This is a genomic window from Methylocystis sp. SC2 (assembly GCF_000304315.1).
GTDB lineage: Bacteria > Pseudomonadota > Alphaproteobacteria > Rhizobiales > Beijerinckiaceae > Methylocystis.
In genome coordinates this window covers 2,189,290-2,206,885 of the sequence record NC_018485.1, presented here as the reverse complement: position 1 = coordinate 2,206,885, position 17,596 = coordinate 2,189,290, and the positions used below count along the sequence as shown (strand labels likewise).

Genomic DNA, 17,596 nt, shown 5'->3' with positions numbered 1-17,596 from the left:
ACATCGAAGGCGCGATACCGATCGTCTTCCAGACCCGAGGAGAATGAAATGACCACTTTCAAAAAATTCTTGATCGTCGGCGCTATGGCGGGCTGCGCTCTTGCGAGCATGTCCGCCGCGCCTTCCCAAGCCGGCCAGTGTCCTTCCGGACAGGAGGGCGCCAATGCGCTCGCGGATCATCCGACCGCGCCGAAGGGCGTGAGCGATAAGGTGATCGGTTCGATCGACCTCGGCCAGGAGCTCGGGGTGAACGGGCGCGACCTTCGTCTGCGCAGACTCGTTATTCAGCCCGGCGGCGTGGTCCCGTTCCACAGCCACAATGGCCGGCCGGCGATCATCATCACGCTCAAGGGCGAGATTCTCGAATACGCCAGCAATTGCCGCATGCCGATCGTTCATCGCGCCGGCGAAACGGTGAACGAAACCGCGGAAGTCACGCATTACTGGGTCAATCGCGGCAAGACGGTCGTGGAGTTGCTCTCCGCGGATGTGAAGGGACGCGAGTAGATCGCTCGGGCCGGACTCGATCGATCGACAGTGCCGAGCAGGGCGCTACGCATGCGTTCCATCGCGCGCGTGGCGTTTTTCTATCCGGAGAGCCTGATGCATCAGCCTGCCCAAAAACCTTCGCCGCCGTCGGAGCTGCAAGCGAGTCCTGGCGTGCGTTCCCTCGCCATCGGCTCCATCGGCTTTCTGACGCTCGTTGATCTCTTCGCCGCCCAGGCGATTCTTCCGCAACTCATGCATCTGTATCGTGTGGGCCCGACCCAAATAGGCCTCGCTGTCAATGCAAGCACGCTGGGCATGGCGGTCGCGGGCCCGATCGCCGCCGGGGCCGTGCGCGGATTGTCGCGTCGCGCCGGAATCTGGGTCAGTCTCGCGCTTCTTGCGGCGCCGACGGCGTTGCTCGCGATTGCGCCGACGTTACTGTCATTCACCTTGCTTCGGGTGCTTCAAGGCGTGTTCATGGCGAGCGCCTTTACGCTGACCCTGGCGCATTTCGCCGAAAGATGCAGCAAGCACGACATGCCGCGCGCGCTCGCGGCCTATGTCACCGGAAGCGTTCTCGCCAATCTGCTCGGCAGGCTGATCGCCTCGAATGTCGCCGAGGAATTTGGCGCCCCCGCCGCATTCCTTGCGCTCACAGCGCTCAATCTTTCCGGCGCGCTGCTCGCATTCGTGACGCTGACTCACGTCGCGCCGCTGCCGCTCCGCGTGGAGGCGCGGGAGCTTGTGGCGGTGTTCGCGCGGCACCTCCGCAACCCGGCCTTGAGACGAGCTTACGCCGTGGGTTTTCTGATCCTCTTCGGCTTTGTCGGCTTGTTCAGCTATGTCGGGTTCGCGCTCGCCGCGCCTGCGGGCGAACTATCGATGAAAGCGGCCGGCCTGGCGTTCCTGTGCTTTGCGCCTTCGCTCGCGACGACGCCGTTGGCCGGTCCTTTGAGCGCGCGCCTAGGGACGGCGACGGCGGCGGCGTTCGCGCTTTTATCCGCGGTCATCGGCGCGTTCTTGTCGCTGGCGGCCAACATACCGGTAATTCTTCTTGGCATGGCGCTCTTTTCGTCGGGCGCGTTCGTCGCGCAGGCCGTTGTCACGAGCTTCGTTGGGAGAGCCGCGAAATTCGAGCGCGCCGCTGCAAGCGGCCTTTATCTCTCGGCCTATTATTCGGGCGGCCTCGCCGGCGCGGCGGCGATCGGCGCGCTCTACGAGAAGTTTGGCTGGAGCGGCGCCGCCTCCGGCGTCGCGATCTCGCTTGCGTTGGCGTCTCTGCTCGCGGCTGGACTCGTCGAGAATGCGTCCGCGTGACGCGTCGGCTGCGCGGCATGCATCGAAGTCATGCATTTTTGGCAGCGGATTTATCTCTCATTAGCGGCGAAAGTCGATGTGCGCCGCGACGGCGCATCAAGAGGAGCAAAACGATGAACAACACCGCTGCTATCGCCGCCGGCGTCCTCGCCGCTTTGACCGCCGCCGCGCAGGCGGGACCGGTCGCGCCGCAGGCCGGCAAGGAGAAGTGCTACGGCGTCGCGCTCGCCGGCAAGAATGACTGCGCCGCCGGCCCCGGCACGAGCTGCGCCGGCACGTCCAAGGCGAACTATCAGGGCGACGCCTGGAAATATGTCGACGCCGGCGCCTGCGTCTCGATCAAGACGCCGAAGGATGGGTTCGCTCACGCCGCAAAAGGGCTGATCGTCATGCGTCCGACCGCCGGCATAGGCTTCAAGCCCATTCATTTCGAAGAGGCGGTTGCCTGTCCGGCGGCCGGCCTGTGGTTCGAGGTTCACGCCGAGAATTACATGGTCGCGGGCGGTCCGCGGATCGCCATGCTGGAGGCGCTCCGCGCCGAACGACCCTTGTCCCTGCATGGCGTCGGACTGTCGCTCGCGGGGGCGGAGAAGATCAATCCGGAACATCTGGCGCGCTTGCGCGATCTCGTCGAACGGGTCGAACCGCTTCTCGTATCCGAGCATCTCGCATGGTCGCGCGTCGGCGAAACCTGTCTGCCCGATCTGCTGCCGGCCCCGCGGAGCAATGAGGCGCTTCAATGCCTCGCCCGCAATATCGATCAGACGCAGGAGGCGCTGCGGCGACGGATTCTGATCGAGAACCCCTCCCACTATATGCCGCTCCCGGATCACGACTGGGATGAACCGGCGTTTCTTCGTGAACTGGTTCGTCGAACCGGCTGCGGACTGCTTGTCGATGTGAATAATGTCTGGGTGAGCGCCAACAATCTCGGCTACTCGCCGCGGCGCTATATCGACGCGCTGCCGGCGCGCGATATCGAAGAAATCCATATCGCCGGCCATCGCCCCGACGCCGTCCACGGCGGCGCCCTGCTGATCGATAGCCATGACGCGCCTGTCGCGGAACCCGTCTGGCGCCTTCTCGGCGCGCTGCTTTCCCGGGTCGGCGAAGTTCCCGTTCTACTCGAACGCGACGGCGACGTTCCGCCGTTTTCCAACCTGCTCGCGGAGCGCGATCGCGCCGCGGCTTATCTCGCCGATCGCGGGGAGTTCGCCCATGCATGCTGATCTTGCAACGTTCCAGCGCGATTTCGCCGCCGCGATCCTGTCCGGTGGAGAAAGTGAATTCGATCGCTGGCCCGGATTCGCCGTCTACCGCAACAATTCGGCGATGGCGGCGATCGAGGCGCTTGCCGGCGCCTATCCCACCGTGCGCAAGATTCTCGGAGAGTTCGGCTTTCGCATGCTGGCGCTGGACTTCTTCCGCTCGAATCCGCCGACAAATCCGGTGCTGGCTTCCTATGACGACAGATTTGCGGCGCATGGCGATTTGCGGACGCGCTCCGCTCGTTTTCCGTGTCTAACGGACATCGCCCGCATCGACCGGATGCAAATCGAATCGCATCTGGCGCATGATCCGCCCGACGCGGCGGGACTAACGGTCTCTCAGATCGCCGACGTCGAATGGGCTCAGGCGAAGGCGGTTCTGCATTCCGCGACGCGCTTTCGCTGGTTCGCGACGCCCGCGCCAATCGCCTGGTTGGCGCTCCGGCAAAACGCGATCGAAGACGTCGCTTCGCCGCCGCGCGGCGCCAGCGGAATCTTGCTGACGCGGCCGTTTGGCGCCGTCGAGGCGATGGTGATTGATCGCGTCGAATTCCTCTTGCTGCACGGATTGGCGCAAGGTCGAAGCGTCGCCGACGCCGCCCTTCGCGCCGCGAAAGCTCATCCTGAAGAGAATGTCGGCGCGCCATTCAAGCGCCTGCTCGACAGCGGCGCGATCCATTATTTCGAGAAAATGGAGCTGAACTGATGTCCGGGACAAATGTCGATGCGCGCGACGCGTCACTTCGCCAATCGGATCTCGCCTTCATCGGCGGCGTTGGCGAGACGCTTCTTGCGATGCGGACAACCCGTTCGGCCCGAGGTTGTCACCCATGTCTTAGGAACGGACTGTCGCCTATGTCCTCGGTCCGGACAGTTCCGACGTGGCGGAGGGGGCGGGATTCGAACCCGCGATACGGTTTCCCGCATACACACTTTCCAGGCGTGCGCCTTCAACCACTCGGCCACCCCTCCGCGAAGCGCGCACTATATTCACGCGCGACCGGAACGCAACGCCAAGCATGGACAGACGCGCCCGCGGCGCCTATTCTCCCCACGCTTTTTCGAACCCATCGCAACATCTACGTTCGCACGAAGAGACCATGCTGCGACTCCTCATCCGACTGATCGGCCTTCTCTTGCTCGCCGGCGGCTTCATCGCCCTCATCGTCGACGGCACGCGCTCGATCGCCGCCGGCCGCGTCATGGTGACGAGCATCAACAGGGGCGCGTCCACGGTGTTTCCCGGCCTCTATCAGTCGCTGCAGTCGAGCGTCGAGAGCGTCTCGGCCTTTCTGTGGGATCCGGTTCTGACCACGCTGATGCTGGCGCCGGTCAGCGTCGCCTTCGGCGGCGTCGGGGCCCTGCTGATCCTGCTCAGCCATCGGCGGTCGGCGCCGCTCTACTACGCCCGCCGCTAGTCTCCCGCGAGCCGCCACACTATATCGGCGTCATGACGATCTTCGACGAACTCGGTCTTTCCAAACTGCTCGGGCCCATTCCCGACCGCGAAACGCCCGTGGCGCATGGGGCGCTTCATTTCGTCAGCGGGCGGCCGCTCGACCCGCCGTTTCCGCTCGGGTCCGAACAGGTCCTCTTCGGCATGGGCTGCTTTTGGGGCGCGGAGCGCAAGTTCTGGCAGGCGGGCGACGGCGTCTTTGTGACGGCGGTCGGCTACGCCGGCGGAACGACGAAAAATCCCACCTATGAGGACGTCTGCAGCGGCCGCACCGGCCATGCGGAGGTGGTGCGCGTCGTCTACCAGCCGCCGATGATGACCTTCGACCAGCTGCTGCGCATCTTCTGGGAGGGCCATGACCCGACGCAGGGCATGCGCCAGGGCAATGATTCCGGCACGCAATATCGCTCGGCGATCTACGTCTCGACGCCGGAACAGCTCGCCGCCGCGAAGGAGTCGCTCGCCATGTATCAACGCGTATTGACGCAGGCGGGCCTCGGCGCGATCACGACGGAAATCCTCGAAAACCCGCCGTTTTATTACGCCGAGGCGTATCACCAGCAGTATCTCGCCAAAAATCCTGGCGGCTACTGCGGACTGGGCGGCACCGGCGTCGCCTGCCCGCTCGGCGACTGCTCCGGCTGAGGCTACTGCGCGCGCAGCACCTCGCGGCAGGCGGCGGGCAGGCCCGCCATGGTCATCGGCGGCCAGCTTTTTCCTGATTTCTTCGCGTGCAGCACCCCGTCCTGGAACCACCAGGCGAGCGAGGCGTCGCAGCCGTCGCCGGCGGGCGTGGGGTCCTGATCGCGGCAGTTGGAGCCGTTCGGGCAGTGAAGCCGGATGTGGAAGTGGTAGTTGTGCCCCCACATCGGCCGGACCTTGTGCATCCAGTTCTGGCCCTGCGCCGAGCGGCAGAGCGCGCGTTTGATCGCGGCGTTGACGAAGATGCGCTGCACGGCCGGCTCCATCGCCGCCGCCCGGATCACGGCGATGTGGCCGGCGCTCCAGACCTCGGGGCGGACGTCGAGCCCGTCGTCGCGCACGACGTCGGTCGACATCAGCTCTTCGCGCTCTTCGCGGGTGAGTTCGCGGTCGGGCATCGGCGCAAGCCAGATATCGGCGTCGAGCCCGATCTGATGCGACGCGTGGCCGGAGAGCATCGGCCCGCCGCGCGGTTGCGACAGATCGCCGATGAGCAGGCCCGGCCAGCCCGACTCCCTCGCCGCTTTCGACGAATAGTTTTTAAGAAAGGCGATGAGATTGGGATGTCCCCAATTGCGGTTGCGCGACAGGCGCATGACCTGCCAGTGGGGGCCGTTGATCGGCAGCGGCTCGCCGCCCGCGAGACAGCCGCGCGAATAGAAGCCGATCGGATCGGGATGAAGCGGCGCCGCCGCCTGCGCGCGGCCGAACAGCTCTCGCGCCGGCGTCACCGGACTGGACGGATTGGCGAGCGGCGGCAGCGGCTTCGGGTCGATCGCGCCCTTATCCTGCGCCAGAGCGCCGTCCATCGGCGTCAGCGTCGTCAAGGACGGTAAGGCGAACAGCGCCGCGCGGAGCGCGCGCAATATCGAATCTGTCGTCATGGGCGTTTCGCCCCCAGTCGCGAAGCGCGCGTCGCCGGCGCAAAGGTTTGCGATTCATCCTTGCCGGGAAAGCTTACCGCTTCATTTAGCTTTATGGAGCGCCAAGCCACAGCAAAATGCCCGGCGAGGCGCCCGCGCGTTGGGTTAGGAGTCCATCATGCGTATTCGCGTCATCCTTCCTTTCATCCTTTGTCCGGTTGCGTGGGCGAGCGCGGCGAACGCCGCCGCCCACATCCACATCAATCTTTCGACGCAGACCATGCATGTGCAGTCTTCGTCGGGCAGCTATTCGTGGCCGGTGTCGACCGCCCGCGCCGGCTATTCTACGCCGCGCGGCTCGTTTGCGCCCACCGGCATGCAGCCCATGCATTATTCGCGAAAGTATCACATGTCGCCCATGCCCCACTCGATCTTTTTCCGCGGCGGCTACGCGATTCACGGCTCTTATGAGACCGGGATGCTCGGCCGACCGGCCTCGCACGGCTGCGTGCGCCTCTCGCCCGGCCACGCGGCGATGCTGTATCAGATGGTGCAGAATGAAGGCGGCCGCATTTCGATCACCGGCGCGCCGCCGCATGGCCAATACTACGCCAGCGCGCGGCGGGCGAGCGGCGTCGCCTATGCGGGATCGCGGGGACGTCATTCCTATGGCGATGGATACGCCGTCGCCGATCCTTTCGCCGCCCTCTTTGGCGGCGGCCCGTTCTGAACGCCTGAGCGCCTCCCGGTCGCAGGGAATCACGTGATCGATAGGACTCGCTCAAGCTCGCAATGGTGGAGCGGGTTCTCATCGAAAACCTTCGCCAATTTTTTCGGAGCCTGCTCTATGCAAGGGCCTGTCCTCGCTGGGCGGGCCCACTCCTTGTTTTCGCCTTTTGCGGTCCGTTAATGCATCGGACGCTTGCCGCGCGCTTCCTTTGCGCGCGATAAGGACCTCAAAAGCAACAGGGAATCTTCCGCTTGACGACGACATTCGATCGCCGCCGCTTTCTTTTGGGAGCCGGCGGCTTGGGGGCTGGCGGCTTGGCCTTCGCCGGCTCAGCCGCGGCGCAGGCTCCGGACGCGGCCGAAGAGTTGCAGGTTCGCGTCGAGAATAATTCGGCGCCGGAGCTCTGCGCCGAGAAGGACAATGTCGAGCTCGACTTCATCTCGCCGCGCGTGCGCAGTCTGCAAATCCAGGCGGTGCACCCCTCCTACATCAACACGATCGCCTCGGATCGCTGGGCGCCCGACTGGTCGAGCTGCGATTTCACCGTCGACCCCAAGGCGTTTTCACAGGCGCGCCGCAAGACCTTCTGGGAGACGCCGGAATTCTGGCTGACGGGCTACACCTTTCCCTCGTTCTGGCGGCCGAACGACGTGCCGATCCGCGTCGGCGATCGGGTGGAGCGGGGATTCCATCTCATCCAATTCTGGATGTGGTATCGCGAGCGCGCCGAAGAGATCATGGTGCTCTACCCGCCCGACGGCTATTGGCGGGCGCGGCCGCTGCCCTTCGAAGACATGCGCTGGACGGCTTACGGCTCGTCCTTTCTCGTCGGGCCGGTCGAGACGCAGGAGCGGCCGATCGTCGATATCGAGGAAATCGTCTTCGAGCCTGAATCGCGCAGCCTGATCCTCAAATTTAGGCGCGGCGGCGAAGGCCGCCTCTCGATCAAGAGCGTCGATCAGGACCGGATAACGCTCGATGTCTCCTTCAGCCAGGCGATGCCGAACGGATTGCCCTTCGCGGCGCTGCGGTCGATGTACGCCATGGAGACGATGAGCGACGCCGCGATCGTCGCCTGGCGCAGCAAGCGCGGCAAGAGTTGGGAGGAGGCGCCCGTCATTCGCTTCCCCGGCGCCAGCGCGACGGAAGCGTGGGTCGGCCGCCATCTGCCTTCGCGCCACAATCTTTCCGCGCCCGACATGGTGTTCAGCAAGTTCCAGGGCGCGCCGCCGGCGGCCGCGCGGCGATGAGTCAGGGCCGCTGGCGGGCGCTCGACGCGGCGCGCGGGATCGCCGTCCTGGCGATGGTGGTTTTTCACGTCATCTGGGATCTCGCGCATTTCGGCTATGCGCCGGCCAATCTTCCTTGGACGGCTCCGGTCAGGATCTTCGGCCATTCGATCGCCTTCGCCTTTCTCTTCATCGCCGGCGTTGCGCTGGTCCTGGCGAATCGCGCTCATATCCGCTGGTCGGCCTTCTGGCGCCGCTTGGCGCTCATCGGCGCGGCGGCGGCGCTGGTGAGCGCGGGCACCTATGCGCTTTTTCCCAACGCTTTTGTGTTCTTCGGCATTCTGCATTGCATCGCGGTCGCAAGCCTGATCGCGGTTCCCTTTCTGCTCGCGCCCTGGCCCGTCGCGCTCGCCGCCGGCGCTTTCTTCCTTGTCGGCGGGGCGTTCTTCACCTCGTCCGCCTTCAACGCCGATTCGCTGCAATGGCTCGGGCTGTCGACCAGCGAGCCGATGACCCAGGACTGGCGCCCGCTGTTTCCCTGGGCCGGCGCGCTGCTGCTCGGCGTCGCGGCGGGAAAGCTGTCTCTCCCCATTTACGGGGTAAGGGCGAGTGCGAGCGGCGAGGGCGCTAACCCTCTCCCCACACCTGCTAAGAGGGAATGGCTTCCCTTCCTCGGCCGGCACAGCCTGCTCATCTATCTCGCGCACCAGCCGGCGCTCTTCGCGTTCCTTATGGGCATCGCCTATCTCGTACCGCCCGCGGTCGACGCGACGGAATTCATCGCCTCATGCGAAGCGCGCTGCTTGGAGGACGGCGGAGAAGGAAAGGCTTGCCACGACGCCTGCCAGTGCACGGCGCGGGAGACGATCCGCAGCAGGGCGCTCGCCGGCGTAACCGATGAGATCGAGCGCGGGCGAAGGCTCAATGAGATCGCGCAAAAGTGTGTGGCGCAGGACAGATGAGCCTTGCATTGCCCTCATGCTGTCGGATGAGGGTCCTCATCCGTCACGCCCCCTTTCACATCCCGCCGAGATGCTCGGCGACCGTGAAAATATCCTTGTCGCCGCGGCCGCACATATTCATCACCATCAGATGATCGCGCGGCTTTTGCGCCGCGAGTTCGAACACTTTCGCCAGCGCGTGAGAAGGTTCAAGCGCCGGGATGATCCCCTCGAGCTTCGAACAGAGCTGAAAAGCGTTCAGCGCCTCCTTGTCGGTGGCGTTCAGATATTTCACGCGGCCGATCTCATGCAGCCATGAATGTTCGGGACCGATGCCGGGATAATCGAGGCCCGCCGAAATCGAATGGCCTTCGAGAATCTGGCCATCGTCATCCATCAACAGATAGGTGCGGTTGCCGTGCAGCACGCCCGGGCGCCCGCCGATGAGCGAGGCCGCATGGCCGTTCGGCACGTCGACGCCATGGCCCGCAGCTTCGACGCCGTAGATCTCGACGCTGGCGTCGTCGAGAAACGGATGAAACAGGCCGATGGCGTTGGAGCCGCCGCCGATGCAGGCGACGAGCGAATCGGGGAGGCGCCCCTCCATCTCCTGCATCTGCACGCGCGTCTCATTACCGATGATCGACTGGAAGTCGCGCACCATCGCCGGATAGGGATGCGGCCCCGCCGCCGTGCCGATGCAATAGAAAGTGTCGGCGACATTGGTCACCCAGTCGCGCAGCGCTTCGTTCATGGCGTCTTTCAGCGTGCGCGCGCCCGACTGCACGGGAATGACCTCGGCGCCGAGCATCTTCATGCGGAAGACGTTGGGCTTCTGCCGCTCGACGTCGACCGCGCCCATATAGACGACGCAATCCAATCCGAAGCGCGCGCAGGCGGTGGCGGTGGCGACGCCATGCTGGCCGGCGCCTGTCTCGGCGATGATGCGCTTCTTGCCCATGCGCCGCGCGAGCAGAATCTGCCCGAGCACATTGTTGATCTTATGCGCGCCGGTGTGGTTGAGCTCGTCGCGCTTGAAATAGACCTTGGCGCCTTTGCCTTCGCCGGCGCGCTCACGCACATAGTCGGTGATGCGCTCGGCGAAATAGAGCGGCGACGGACGCCCGACGTAATATTTGTGAAGCCCGGCGAGCTCTTCGTGAAAAGCCGGGTCGTTCTTGGCGTTCTCATAGGCCGCTTCGAGATCGAGCACGAGCGGCATCAGCGTTTCGGCGACGAAACGCCCGCCGAAAATGCCGAAGCGGCCGTTTTCATCCGGGCCGGCGCGGAAGGAATTGGGTAGCGGCTTGTTCACGGAACCATCCCTTGGCCTCTTTTTCTTTTAAATAGACGTTTTGTCTGGGGGACGGAAGCCAACTGTAAAAATGTCGGGCCGCCCCGTCTCTTCCTTGCGCCTCAACCTTATCAACTTACATTAGGTCGATCGAAATTGCCGGCATTCTGCGAAAGACGCGCCTGATGACGAGTTTCAAGCCAGAAGTCCTCGATTCACTTTCGCTGCCGCACGAAGTCGTGAGCGCCGTCCGTGAGATTGGCGAAGGAAAGGGCAAGCAAGATCTATTCAAAGAGCGAGCGCCGGAAGTTCTCGAAAATCTCAGGCAGATCGCAATTATTGAAAGCACAGAATCGTCGAATCGGTTGGAAGGTATTACTCTGCCACGCACTGTCCTCGAACGACTGGTGCGATGCGACGGCGAACCGCAACCGACGAATAGGTCGGAGGGCGAGGTGGCGGGGTACCGCTATGTTCTAGGCCTGATCCATGAGCGGCACGGCTTCATGGATTTTACGACGAGCCTTGTCCTTCAACTTCACCGCGATTTATTTAAGTTCACAGGCGGCGGCAATACTGGCGATTGGAAAAAGACGGACAATGTCATTAGTGAGCGGCGACCAGATGGCGCGACTTTTTTGAGATTTACGCCTACGCCGGCTTGGAAGACGCCTGAAGCGATGGCGGGGCTTCATCGGGATTTTGCATCGGCTGCGGACACAAATGTCGACCCCCTAATTCTGATTGCGCTATACATCCTTGATTTTCTTTGCATACACCCTTTTTCTGACGGAAACGGGCGTATGGTGCGGTTGCTTACGGTTTTGCTGCTGTATCGCGAAGACTATGAGGTTGCTCGCTACGTTTCCCTCGAACGCCTAATAGAACGGACAAAAGCAAGCTACTATGAAACGCTGTACTCAGCGTCGCAGGGCTGGCACGAAAGTCGACATGATCCGAGTCCCTGGGTCGCCTATTTTTTGAGTGTCATTCGCGCTGCATACGAAGAGTTCGCCCGCAATGTCGGCGATCTGAAGGACGGCAGAGGGGTCAAGACTCAGCTCGTGCTGCAAGCGATTGCTCAGATGGTCGGAGATTTCTCGATTTCCGAACTACACGAGCGTTGCCCGAGCGTCGGCTGGGACATGGTTCGACATGTTCTGCGCAATGAGCGCGATTCTGGGCGCCTTCAATCCATCGGCAAAGGGCGCGGCGCAAGGTGGCGCAAAATTATTAATGAGGTAGCAAATCAAAAAACAGGGTAATGAGAATCAGGCTATTACCCCCATTATGCCACCCGAAGAAGGCCGAGCGGCGGCCAGGAAGGCTGCAATCTTCGCCGCGTCCTTGACGCCGCGTTCGCGCTCGACGCCGGAAGAGACGTCCACCGCACGGGCGCCGGTCAGGCGCATCGCTGCCGCGACGTTCCCGGGATCGAGTCCGCCTGAAAGCATCCAGTTTTTCGCCGTCACGCCGCACAGCAGATTCCAGTCGAAGGCCACGCCGCCGCCGCCGGGAATCGCGGCGTTCGGCGCAGGCTTGGCGTCAAACAAAATGACGTCGGCGATGTCTTCATAGGCGCGCGCCGCCTCGACATCGTCGGGCGTCGCGACCCCCGCCGCCTTGATCACCGGCAGGCCGAAACGCGCCTTCACCTCGGCGACCCGCGCCGGCGTTTCCTTGCCATGCAGCTGCAGATAGTCTGGCGCGAGCGCGTCGATAATGTCTTGGAGGGCGGCGTCGTCGGCGTCGACGGCGAGCGCGACCTTGGCGATGCGCTCCTGCGCGAGAAGGCCGAGCGTGCGCGCGGTTTCAAGATCGATATGGCGCGGGCTCTTCTCGAAGAAGACGAAGCCCGCCATATCGGCGCCGGCCTCGATCGCCGCAAGCAGCGTCTCGGGCGAGGACAGGCCGCAGATTTTGACGATCACGTGGGATTTTTCCGTCACGGCCCTTCATAGTCGCGCTCAACCCGCGCAAAGCGCACCTGGTATTTTTCATACCAGCGCTCCTTGCCGAGTCGCTGGGCTTCCTGGTGTTCGGCGTTGGCTTTCCAACTCGCGATCGCGGAATGATCCGAAAAATACGCGACCGTAATCCCATAGCCGTTGGCGCCGCGCACGCTTTCCACGCCTAAGCACCCTTGGCGCGCGCGCACCTTCTGCGCCAGAGCAGCCGCCATTTTATCATAGGCGGCGTCAGTCTCGTGCAGCTGCGACGTAAAAATCACAGCGTAGTAGGGCGGGCATGGCGTCTTCGCGAAACCAGTCATACCGCTCTCTCAAAAGCGTCGCAGCGTCACCCCCGATTATACGCGTCCTCGAAGCGGACGATGTCGTCTTCGCCAAGATAGGAGCCGGTCTGCACTTCGATCAGCTCCAGATCGATCTTGCCGGGATTGGTCAGGCGGTGCTTGCTGCCGATCGGCAGGTAAATCGATTCGTTTTCGTGGACGAGATGGATTTCCTCGTCGCGCCCAACCTCCGCCGTGCCGCGCACGACGATCCAATGTTCGGCGCGGTGGAAATGCTTCTGCAGCGACAGGCGTTGGCCCGGCTTCACCACGATGCGCTTCACCTGATAGCGCTGGCCTTCGTCGATCCCCTGGTAGTACCCCCAGGGCCGGAAGATGCGCTTATGTTCGCCGGCCTCGCGCCGGTTTTCGCTGCGCAGCTTCTCGACGAGCTGTTTGACCTGATCGCCATGCTCATGGCTCAGCACCAGCACGGCGTCCTGGGTCGTCACGACGATGATGTCGTCGACGCCGACGACGGTGGTCAGCGTGTCCTCGGAGCGCACATGGACGTTGCGGGCGTTCATGACGACGCCATGGCCGCGCACCGAATTGCCGTTTTTGTCGCGCTCCGACAATTCCCACACGGCGCGCCAGGTGCCGACGTCGGACCAGCCGATGTCGGCCGGAATCAGCGCCGCCTTTTCGGTCTTTTCCATCACCGCGTAGTCGATCGATTTCTTCGGCGCATGCGCGAAGGCCTCGGCGTTCAAAATCATGAAGCCGAGGTCCTGGCGGGCCGCTTCGATCGCCGCTTCGGCGGCGGCGAAAATGCCCGGCTCGAACTGTGCGATCTCCGACTGCATGACGTCGGCGCGAAAGATGAAGTTGCCGCTGTTCCAGAAATAGCCGGCGTCGACATAGTCCTGCGCCGTCGCGCGGTCCGGCTTTTCGACGAAGGCGTCGAGCTTGTAGACCTCGCAACAGGACTCGAGCGGCGCGCCGGGGCGCAGATAGCCATAGCCCGTCGCGGGGCCGTCGGGCTTGACGCCGAGCGTGACGATATAGCCTTGGGCCGCCGCGGCGCTCGCCCGCTTGCACAGATCGACGAGGCCCGCCGTGTCGCGAACGACATGGTCGGCGGCGAGCACGACGACGACTGTGTCGGGCGCGCGGCGCGCGGCGAGGCCCGCCGCGACGGCCACCGCCGGACCCGAATCGCGGCGCGAAGGCTCCAGCACGACGTCGGCTTGCGCGCCGATCTCGCGCAGCTGGTCGGCGATGAGGAAGCGGTAGTCGAAATTAGAGACGACGATCGGCCGTTCGAACGCCGGGTCGGCCAGCATCGCCATCGTCGTCTGGAAGGTGGAGCGCTCGCCAATGAGCGGAATGAACTGCTTGGGAAGCGTCTCGCGCGACTCGGGCCACACCCGCGTCCCCGATCCGCCGCACATAATAACGGGCAATATCTTCTTCATAAGCCCCTCTCGCACTCGGCCGCGCCCGCCCCCGGGGCAGCAATAGTTGTCAGCCTGACTATTGGCAATACGATGGCGAAGCTATGGGCAGAAGCGCAAGCGCTGCTATTTCCCCTTCTTCTCAAGCTCGGCCTTCAGCGCCGCAAGCTTGGCGAAAGGCGAATCCGGATCGGGCTGACGCTCGCGCTCGCGCCGTTCCGGCGCGGCGAATCCTCCCGGGCGACGGGAGCGGGCGTCGTCGCGCGGCGGACGGCCCTCGACGCGCGGCTTTCCGGCGGGACGCCCCTCCTTGCCCGGCGCGTTGCCGGGCCGCTGGTGGTCGCGGCGCGGCGGCCGCTGCTGCTTGTTGTCCTCGGCGCCCTGACCGGGGGCCTGCCGATGCGCGCCGGCCTCGCGGCGCGGCGCGGAATGCACGTGGCGCTGCGGACGCCAGATTTCGATCGTTTCCAGCTCGGTCGGCGCGGCTTTGGCCGGCGCAGTCTCCGCGGCTGGCTCTTCCTGCGCTTGGGCCGCGGTCGCCTCTTTTTCGCTCGCCTCCGCGCCCTCTTGCGCGGCGGCGGACGCCGGCGTCTCGATCGTCGGCGCTGCGGCGGCGCGTTCCTCGGCCGGCGCTTCCTGCGCGTCGGCCGGTTCCTGCGCGACAGGCGCCTCCGCTTCGGCGGCGGCAGGCGCCTCGGCGGCGGCGCTTTCGGCCGGAACGTCTTCGCTCGGGGCTTCAGCCGGCTTGGCCGAGGTCTTCGGCGTCACAGGCGCCATCGGAGCCGCCGGCACGATCGGTACAGTGATGGCCGGTCCTGGACGCTGCGTCGAAGCATAGCCGAGCGATTTCAGGATCGAAGAAAAAGCCTCGCCGGAGCAGCCGGTGAGCGAGGTCATCGCGACGGTGACGACGAAGCCGTCGGCGTCGGCCGCGCCGGGCGGCGGCTCGCCCGCGCTGAGCCCCGGACGATAGGCGATCGCCGGCCGAATGAGATCGGCGAGACGTTCGAGAATATCGACGCGTACGACGCGCTCGCCGCAGACTCGAAAACCGGCGGCGCGATAAAAGCCTTTCGGGATCGACGCGTCGGCGGCGAAGGAGGTGCGTCCGGAGGCTGCCAGATGCGGCACTTCCTCAAGCCCCTTCACGTTCTCGAGACCGCCGTGATGCAGCGCCCAAAGCAAGGCGGAAAGCGCGCGCGGCGCTGGCTTGAGCAGCGCGGGCGCATAGATGTGATAGGCCCCGAACCGCACGCCGAGCTTGCGCAGCGCGGCGCGATCCTCCTGGGAAAACGCCTTCACGTCCTTGGCGACGCGCGCGCGGTCGAGCACGCCCAATTCTTCGGCGAGCTGGAAGGCGACGCCGCGCGTCACCCCTTCCAAACCTTCGCCCTTCTCCAGCTGCTCGAGCGGCCCGAGCAGCTTCTTGACGTGTTGCGCGAGCCAGAGGTCGAGGCGTTGCTTGACCTTCTCCAGCGCCGGTCCTGTCAGCTGCTCGTCGGCGAGCACGCGCGTCGTCGGCGCCAGCACGCCGGCGCCGGAGGCGATTTTCCCCACAGGCTCGCCCAGCCAGCGAATCAGCCCGTCATTGCCGAGCGCGAAGGCGTCGTCGACGGCGTCGAAGACGCGGGTCGCCCGCGCCTCGAATTCTCCTGCAAGCGCCTTCTGCGCCGCCGCGTTCAACGTCTTGGCCGCTTCGCCCGCCGCGCCGGGATCCGGCGTGAAGCGAAATCCCTGAAGGCTTCCGACGTGCTGGCCTTCGACCAGAACGTCGCCGGCGGCGTTGATTTCGGCTTCAAGCATTGCATTCTCTCTTAAGCGGCGCGCCAGCACGCTGGTGCGGCGGTCGACGAAACGCTGCGTCAGTCTGTCGTGCAACGCGTCGGATATGCTGTCCTCTACCCGACGCGCGACGCTCTGCCAATGCTGAGAGTCGTCGAGCCAGCCGGAACGATTGGCGATAAAACTTGCGGTACGCACTTGCGCGAGGCGGTTCGACAGCGTGGCGATGTCGCCGTCGATGCGATCGACCGCTTCGATCTGCCGCGCCATCCAATCCTCGGGGATCTTGCCGCGCCGGGCGATGAATGCGAATATCGCCAGCGCGAGCTCGGCGTGCGCGGCAGGCGACGTCTTGCGGTAATCTGGGATCTGGCAGGCTTCCCACAGCCGCGCGACATCGGCCGTCGTCTTGGCGTTGCGGCGCGCGACGTCGTCACGGCTCGCGGCTTCGAGCGCCCGTTGATCGTCTGCGACCCGCGCGCGCACCAGATCGGGATGCGCCGGGACCTGGTCGAGAGAATGCATCAGCGCGTCGATCGAAGAAAAATCGAGGACGCTGCTGCGCCATTGCAGAGTCTTCACCGGATCGAAGCGGTGGTCCTCTAAAGCCTCGATCAATTCCTCGTCGAAGGGCGGACAGCGGCCGGTCGCGCCGAAAAAGCCGTCGCTCATATGGCGACCCGCTCTGCCGGCGATCTGTCCAAATTCCGCCGGCGTCAGCCTGCGATGACGCAATCCGTCGAATTTGCGATCGGAGGCGAAGGCGACATGATCGACGTCGAGATTGAGCCCCATGCCGATGGCGTCGGTCGCGACAATGTAGTCGACGTCGCCGCCCTGATAGAGCTCGATCTGCGCGTTGCGCGTGCGGGGCGACAGCACGCCGAGCACGACGGCCGCCCCGCCGCGCTGGCGCTTGATCAGTTCCGCGATCGCGTAAACCTCTTCGGCGGAAAAGGCGACGATGGCGCTGCGCGGCGGCAGCCTCGAGATCTTCTTGTCGCCGGCGAAGGAAAGTTTTGAAAGCCTCGGGCGCGTAAAGATCGGCGCGCCGGGAAAGAGTTCTGTGACGAGCGGCGCCATCGTCGCGGCGCCGATCAGGAGAGTCTCCTGGCGTCCGCGCCAGTGGAGGAGACGGTCGGTGAAAATGTGGCCGCGGTCGAGATCGGCGGCGAGCTGGATTTCATCGATCGCGACGAAATCCGCCTGAACGTCGCGCGGCATGGCTTCCACGGTCGCGACCCAATAGGCCGGCGCCCGGGGCTTGATCTTTTCCTCGCCGGTGATGAGCGCGACATTGTCCGCGCCGACGCGCGCGGCGACGCGATTATAGACCTCACGGGCGAGCAGGCGCAGCGGCAGCCCAATGACGCCGGAGGGAAAGGACAACATACGCTCGATGGCGTGATGCGTCTTGCCGGTGTTGGTGGGGCCGAGCACCGCCGCCACGCCCCTGTCGAACGGTCTTGCGCGGGGGGCGGCGCGGCTCGCCGGATAAGACGGCGCGACTGTCATGTTCTTCTTTGCTGCCTGACGCGCGCCGCGGCGCGCCTTCGTTTCATATCGAAACTTCGAGCAGGGCGCGACTTTACCTTCTGAACAGCCTGGGAACGAATCGCGCCCGAATCGCTGACTCTCGCCGAGTCACGCTCTGTTCCAACAATATATGGACGCGCAGCCAAATCGAAACGCCAGAAGTTGCGAGAACGGCTCGTCGATGGCGTCGCGTCTGGTCTTCGCGAAAGAGCCGCAGGCGGACTCCTTTCGTCGCTGCTGTCAACGACCAAGATTAGCCGGTTTGGCGGCTTGCGGTTAAGCTTTGGGATCAATCGGGA

General features: G+C 64.4%; 16 protein-coding genes and 1 tRNA gene. 10 read left to right on the top strand and 7 right to left on the bottom strand.

Annotated features, from left to right (window positions below; all coding sequences use genetic code 11):
• Nucleotides 1-48 precede the first annotated feature (48 nt).
• The 4 genes from BN69_RS10680 to BN69_RS10665 all read left to right on the top strand — a co-directional run bounded on the left by BN69_RS10680 (nt 49) and on the right by BN69_RS10665 (nt 3,780).
• The gene (locus tag BN69_RS10680; RefSeq protein WP_148277087.1) at nt 49-507 is read left to right on the top strand and encodes a cupin domain-containing protein; all 459 of its coding nucleotides are present in this window, start codon (nt 49-51) and stop codon (nt 505-507) included.
• A gap of 51 nt (nt 508-558) precedes the next feature.
• Entirely contained in the window at nt 559-1,806 is a 1,248-nt protein-coding gene (locus BN69_RS10675; protein ID WP_014891617.1) for an MFS transporter, read from the top strand.
• Nucleotides 1,807-1,919: 113 nt separating this feature from the next.
• The gene (gene bufB, locus BN69_RS10670; RefSeq protein ID WP_158491309.1) at nt 1,920-3,035 is read left to right on the top strand and encodes an MNIO family bufferin maturase; all 1,116 of its coding nucleotides are present in this window, start codon (nt 1,920-1,922) and stop codon (nt 3,033-3,035) included.
• Nucleotides 3,025-3,780, top strand: a complete 756-nt coding sequence (locus BN69_RS10665) for an HvfC/BufC N-terminal domain-containing protein (protein ID WP_014891615.1) — start codon at nt 3,025-3,027, stop codon at nt 3,778-3,780. Before bufB ends, BN69_RS10665 begins: the two co-directional genes overlap by 11 nt.
• A 176-nt stretch (nt 3,781-3,956) precedes the next feature.
• Here the strand turns inward: BN69_RS10665 and BN69_RS10660 are convergent.
• A tRNA-Ser gene (locus BN69_RS10660) sits at nt 3,957-4,046 on the bottom strand.
• A gap of 128 nt (nt 4,047-4,174) precedes the next feature.
• Between BN69_RS10660 and BN69_RS10655 the strand changes: the two genes are divergently transcribed.
• Together BN69_RS10655 and msrA are read left to right on the top strand one after the other, a co-directional pair.
• Complete coding sequence (locus BN69_RS10655) at nt 4,175-4,492, top strand: hypothetical protein (RefSeq protein ID WP_014891614.1); 318 nt, start codon at nt 4,175-4,177, stop codon at nt 4,490-4,492.
• Between the two features lie 32 nt (nt 4,493-4,524).
• A complete protein-coding gene (gene msrA, locus BN69_RS10650; RefSeq protein WP_014891613.1) occupies nt 4,525-5,175 on the top strand; it encodes a peptide-methionine (S)-S-oxide reductase MsrA in 651 nt (216 codons plus the stop codon).
• 2 nt (nt 5,176-5,177) lie between these two features.
• Here the strand turns inward: msrA and mepA are convergent, their stop codons facing one another.
• Complete coding sequence (gene mepA / locus BN69_RS10645; protein WP_014891612.1) at nt 5,178-6,116, bottom strand: penicillin-insensitive murein endopeptidase; 939 nt, start codon at nt 6,114-6,116, stop codon at nt 5,178-5,180.
• 157 nt (nt 6,117-6,273) lie between these two features.
• Between mepA and BN69_RS10640 the strand changes: the two genes are divergently transcribed.
• The 3 genes from BN69_RS10640 (at nt 6,274) to BN69_RS10630 (ending at nt 9,016) form a co-directional block, all read left to right on the top strand.
• Nucleotides 6,274-6,825: a L,D-transpeptidase gene (locus tag BN69_RS10640; protein ID WP_014891611.1), complete on the top strand. Its 552-nt coding sequence runs from the start codon at nt 6,274-6,276 to the stop codon at nt 6,823-6,825.
• A gap of 251 nt (nt 6,826-7,076) precedes the next feature.
• Nucleotides 7,077-8,075 (top strand): hypothetical protein, encoded by a 999-nt coding sequence (locus BN69_RS10635; RefSeq protein WP_014891610.1) that lies wholly within the window; start codon nt 7,077-7,079, stop codon nt 8,073-8,075.
• Nucleotides 8,072-9,016, top strand: coding sequence for an acetyltransferase domain-containing protein (locus tag BN69_RS10630; protein WP_014891609.1), 945 nt, complete (start codon nt 8,072-8,074; stop codon nt 9,014-9,016). Before BN69_RS10635 ends, BN69_RS10630 begins: the two co-directional genes overlap by 4 nt.
• Nucleotides 9,017-9,071: 55 nt before the next feature.
• Here the strand turns inward: BN69_RS10630 and trpB are convergent, their stop codons facing one another.
• Nucleotides 9,072-10,310 (bottom strand): tryptophan synthase subunit beta, encoded by a 1,239-nt coding sequence (gene trpB, locus BN69_RS10625; RefSeq protein WP_014891608.1) that lies wholly within the window; start codon nt 10,308-10,310, stop codon nt 9,072-9,074.
• A gap of 164 nt (nt 10,311-10,474) precedes the next feature.
• On the opposite strand from trpB, the gene BN69_RS10620 reads away from it, so the two are divergent.
• Nucleotides 10,475-11,554, top strand: coding sequence for a Fic family protein (locus BN69_RS10620; protein WP_014891607.1), 1,080 nt, complete (start codon nt 10,475-10,477; stop codon nt 11,552-11,554).
• Between the two features lie 6 nt (nt 11,555-11,560).
• On the opposite strand, the gene BN69_RS10615 is transcribed toward BN69_RS10620, so the two are convergent.
• From BN69_RS10615 to BN69_RS10600, 4 genes are all read right to left on the bottom strand, one after another.
• Nucleotides 11,561-12,238, bottom strand: a complete 678-nt coding sequence (locus tag BN69_RS10615) for a phosphoribosylanthranilate isomerase (RefSeq protein WP_148277085.1) — start codon at nt 12,236-12,238, stop codon at nt 11,561-11,563.
• The gene (locus BN69_RS10610; RefSeq protein ID WP_014891605.1) at nt 12,235-12,561 is read right to left on the bottom strand and encodes an antibiotic biosynthesis monooxygenase family protein; all 327 of its coding nucleotides are present in this window, start codon (nt 12,559-12,561) and stop codon (nt 12,235-12,237) included. The genes BN69_RS10615 and BN69_RS10610 overlap by 4 nt, the downstream gene beginning before the upstream one ends.
• Nucleotides 12,562-12,587: 26 nt before the next feature.
• Nucleotides 12,588-14,000 (bottom strand): mannose-1-phosphate guanylyltransferase/mannose-6-phosphate isomerase, encoded by a 1,413-nt coding sequence (locus BN69_RS10605; protein ID WP_014891604.1) that lies wholly within the window; start codon nt 13,998-14,000, stop codon nt 12,588-12,590.
• Between the two features lie 105 nt (nt 14,001-14,105).
• Entirely contained in the window at nt 14,106-17,276 is a 3,171-nt protein-coding gene (locus tag BN69_RS10600) for a helicase-related protein (protein WP_014891603.1), read from the bottom strand.
• Nucleotides 17,277-17,596 lie beyond the last annotated feature (320 nt).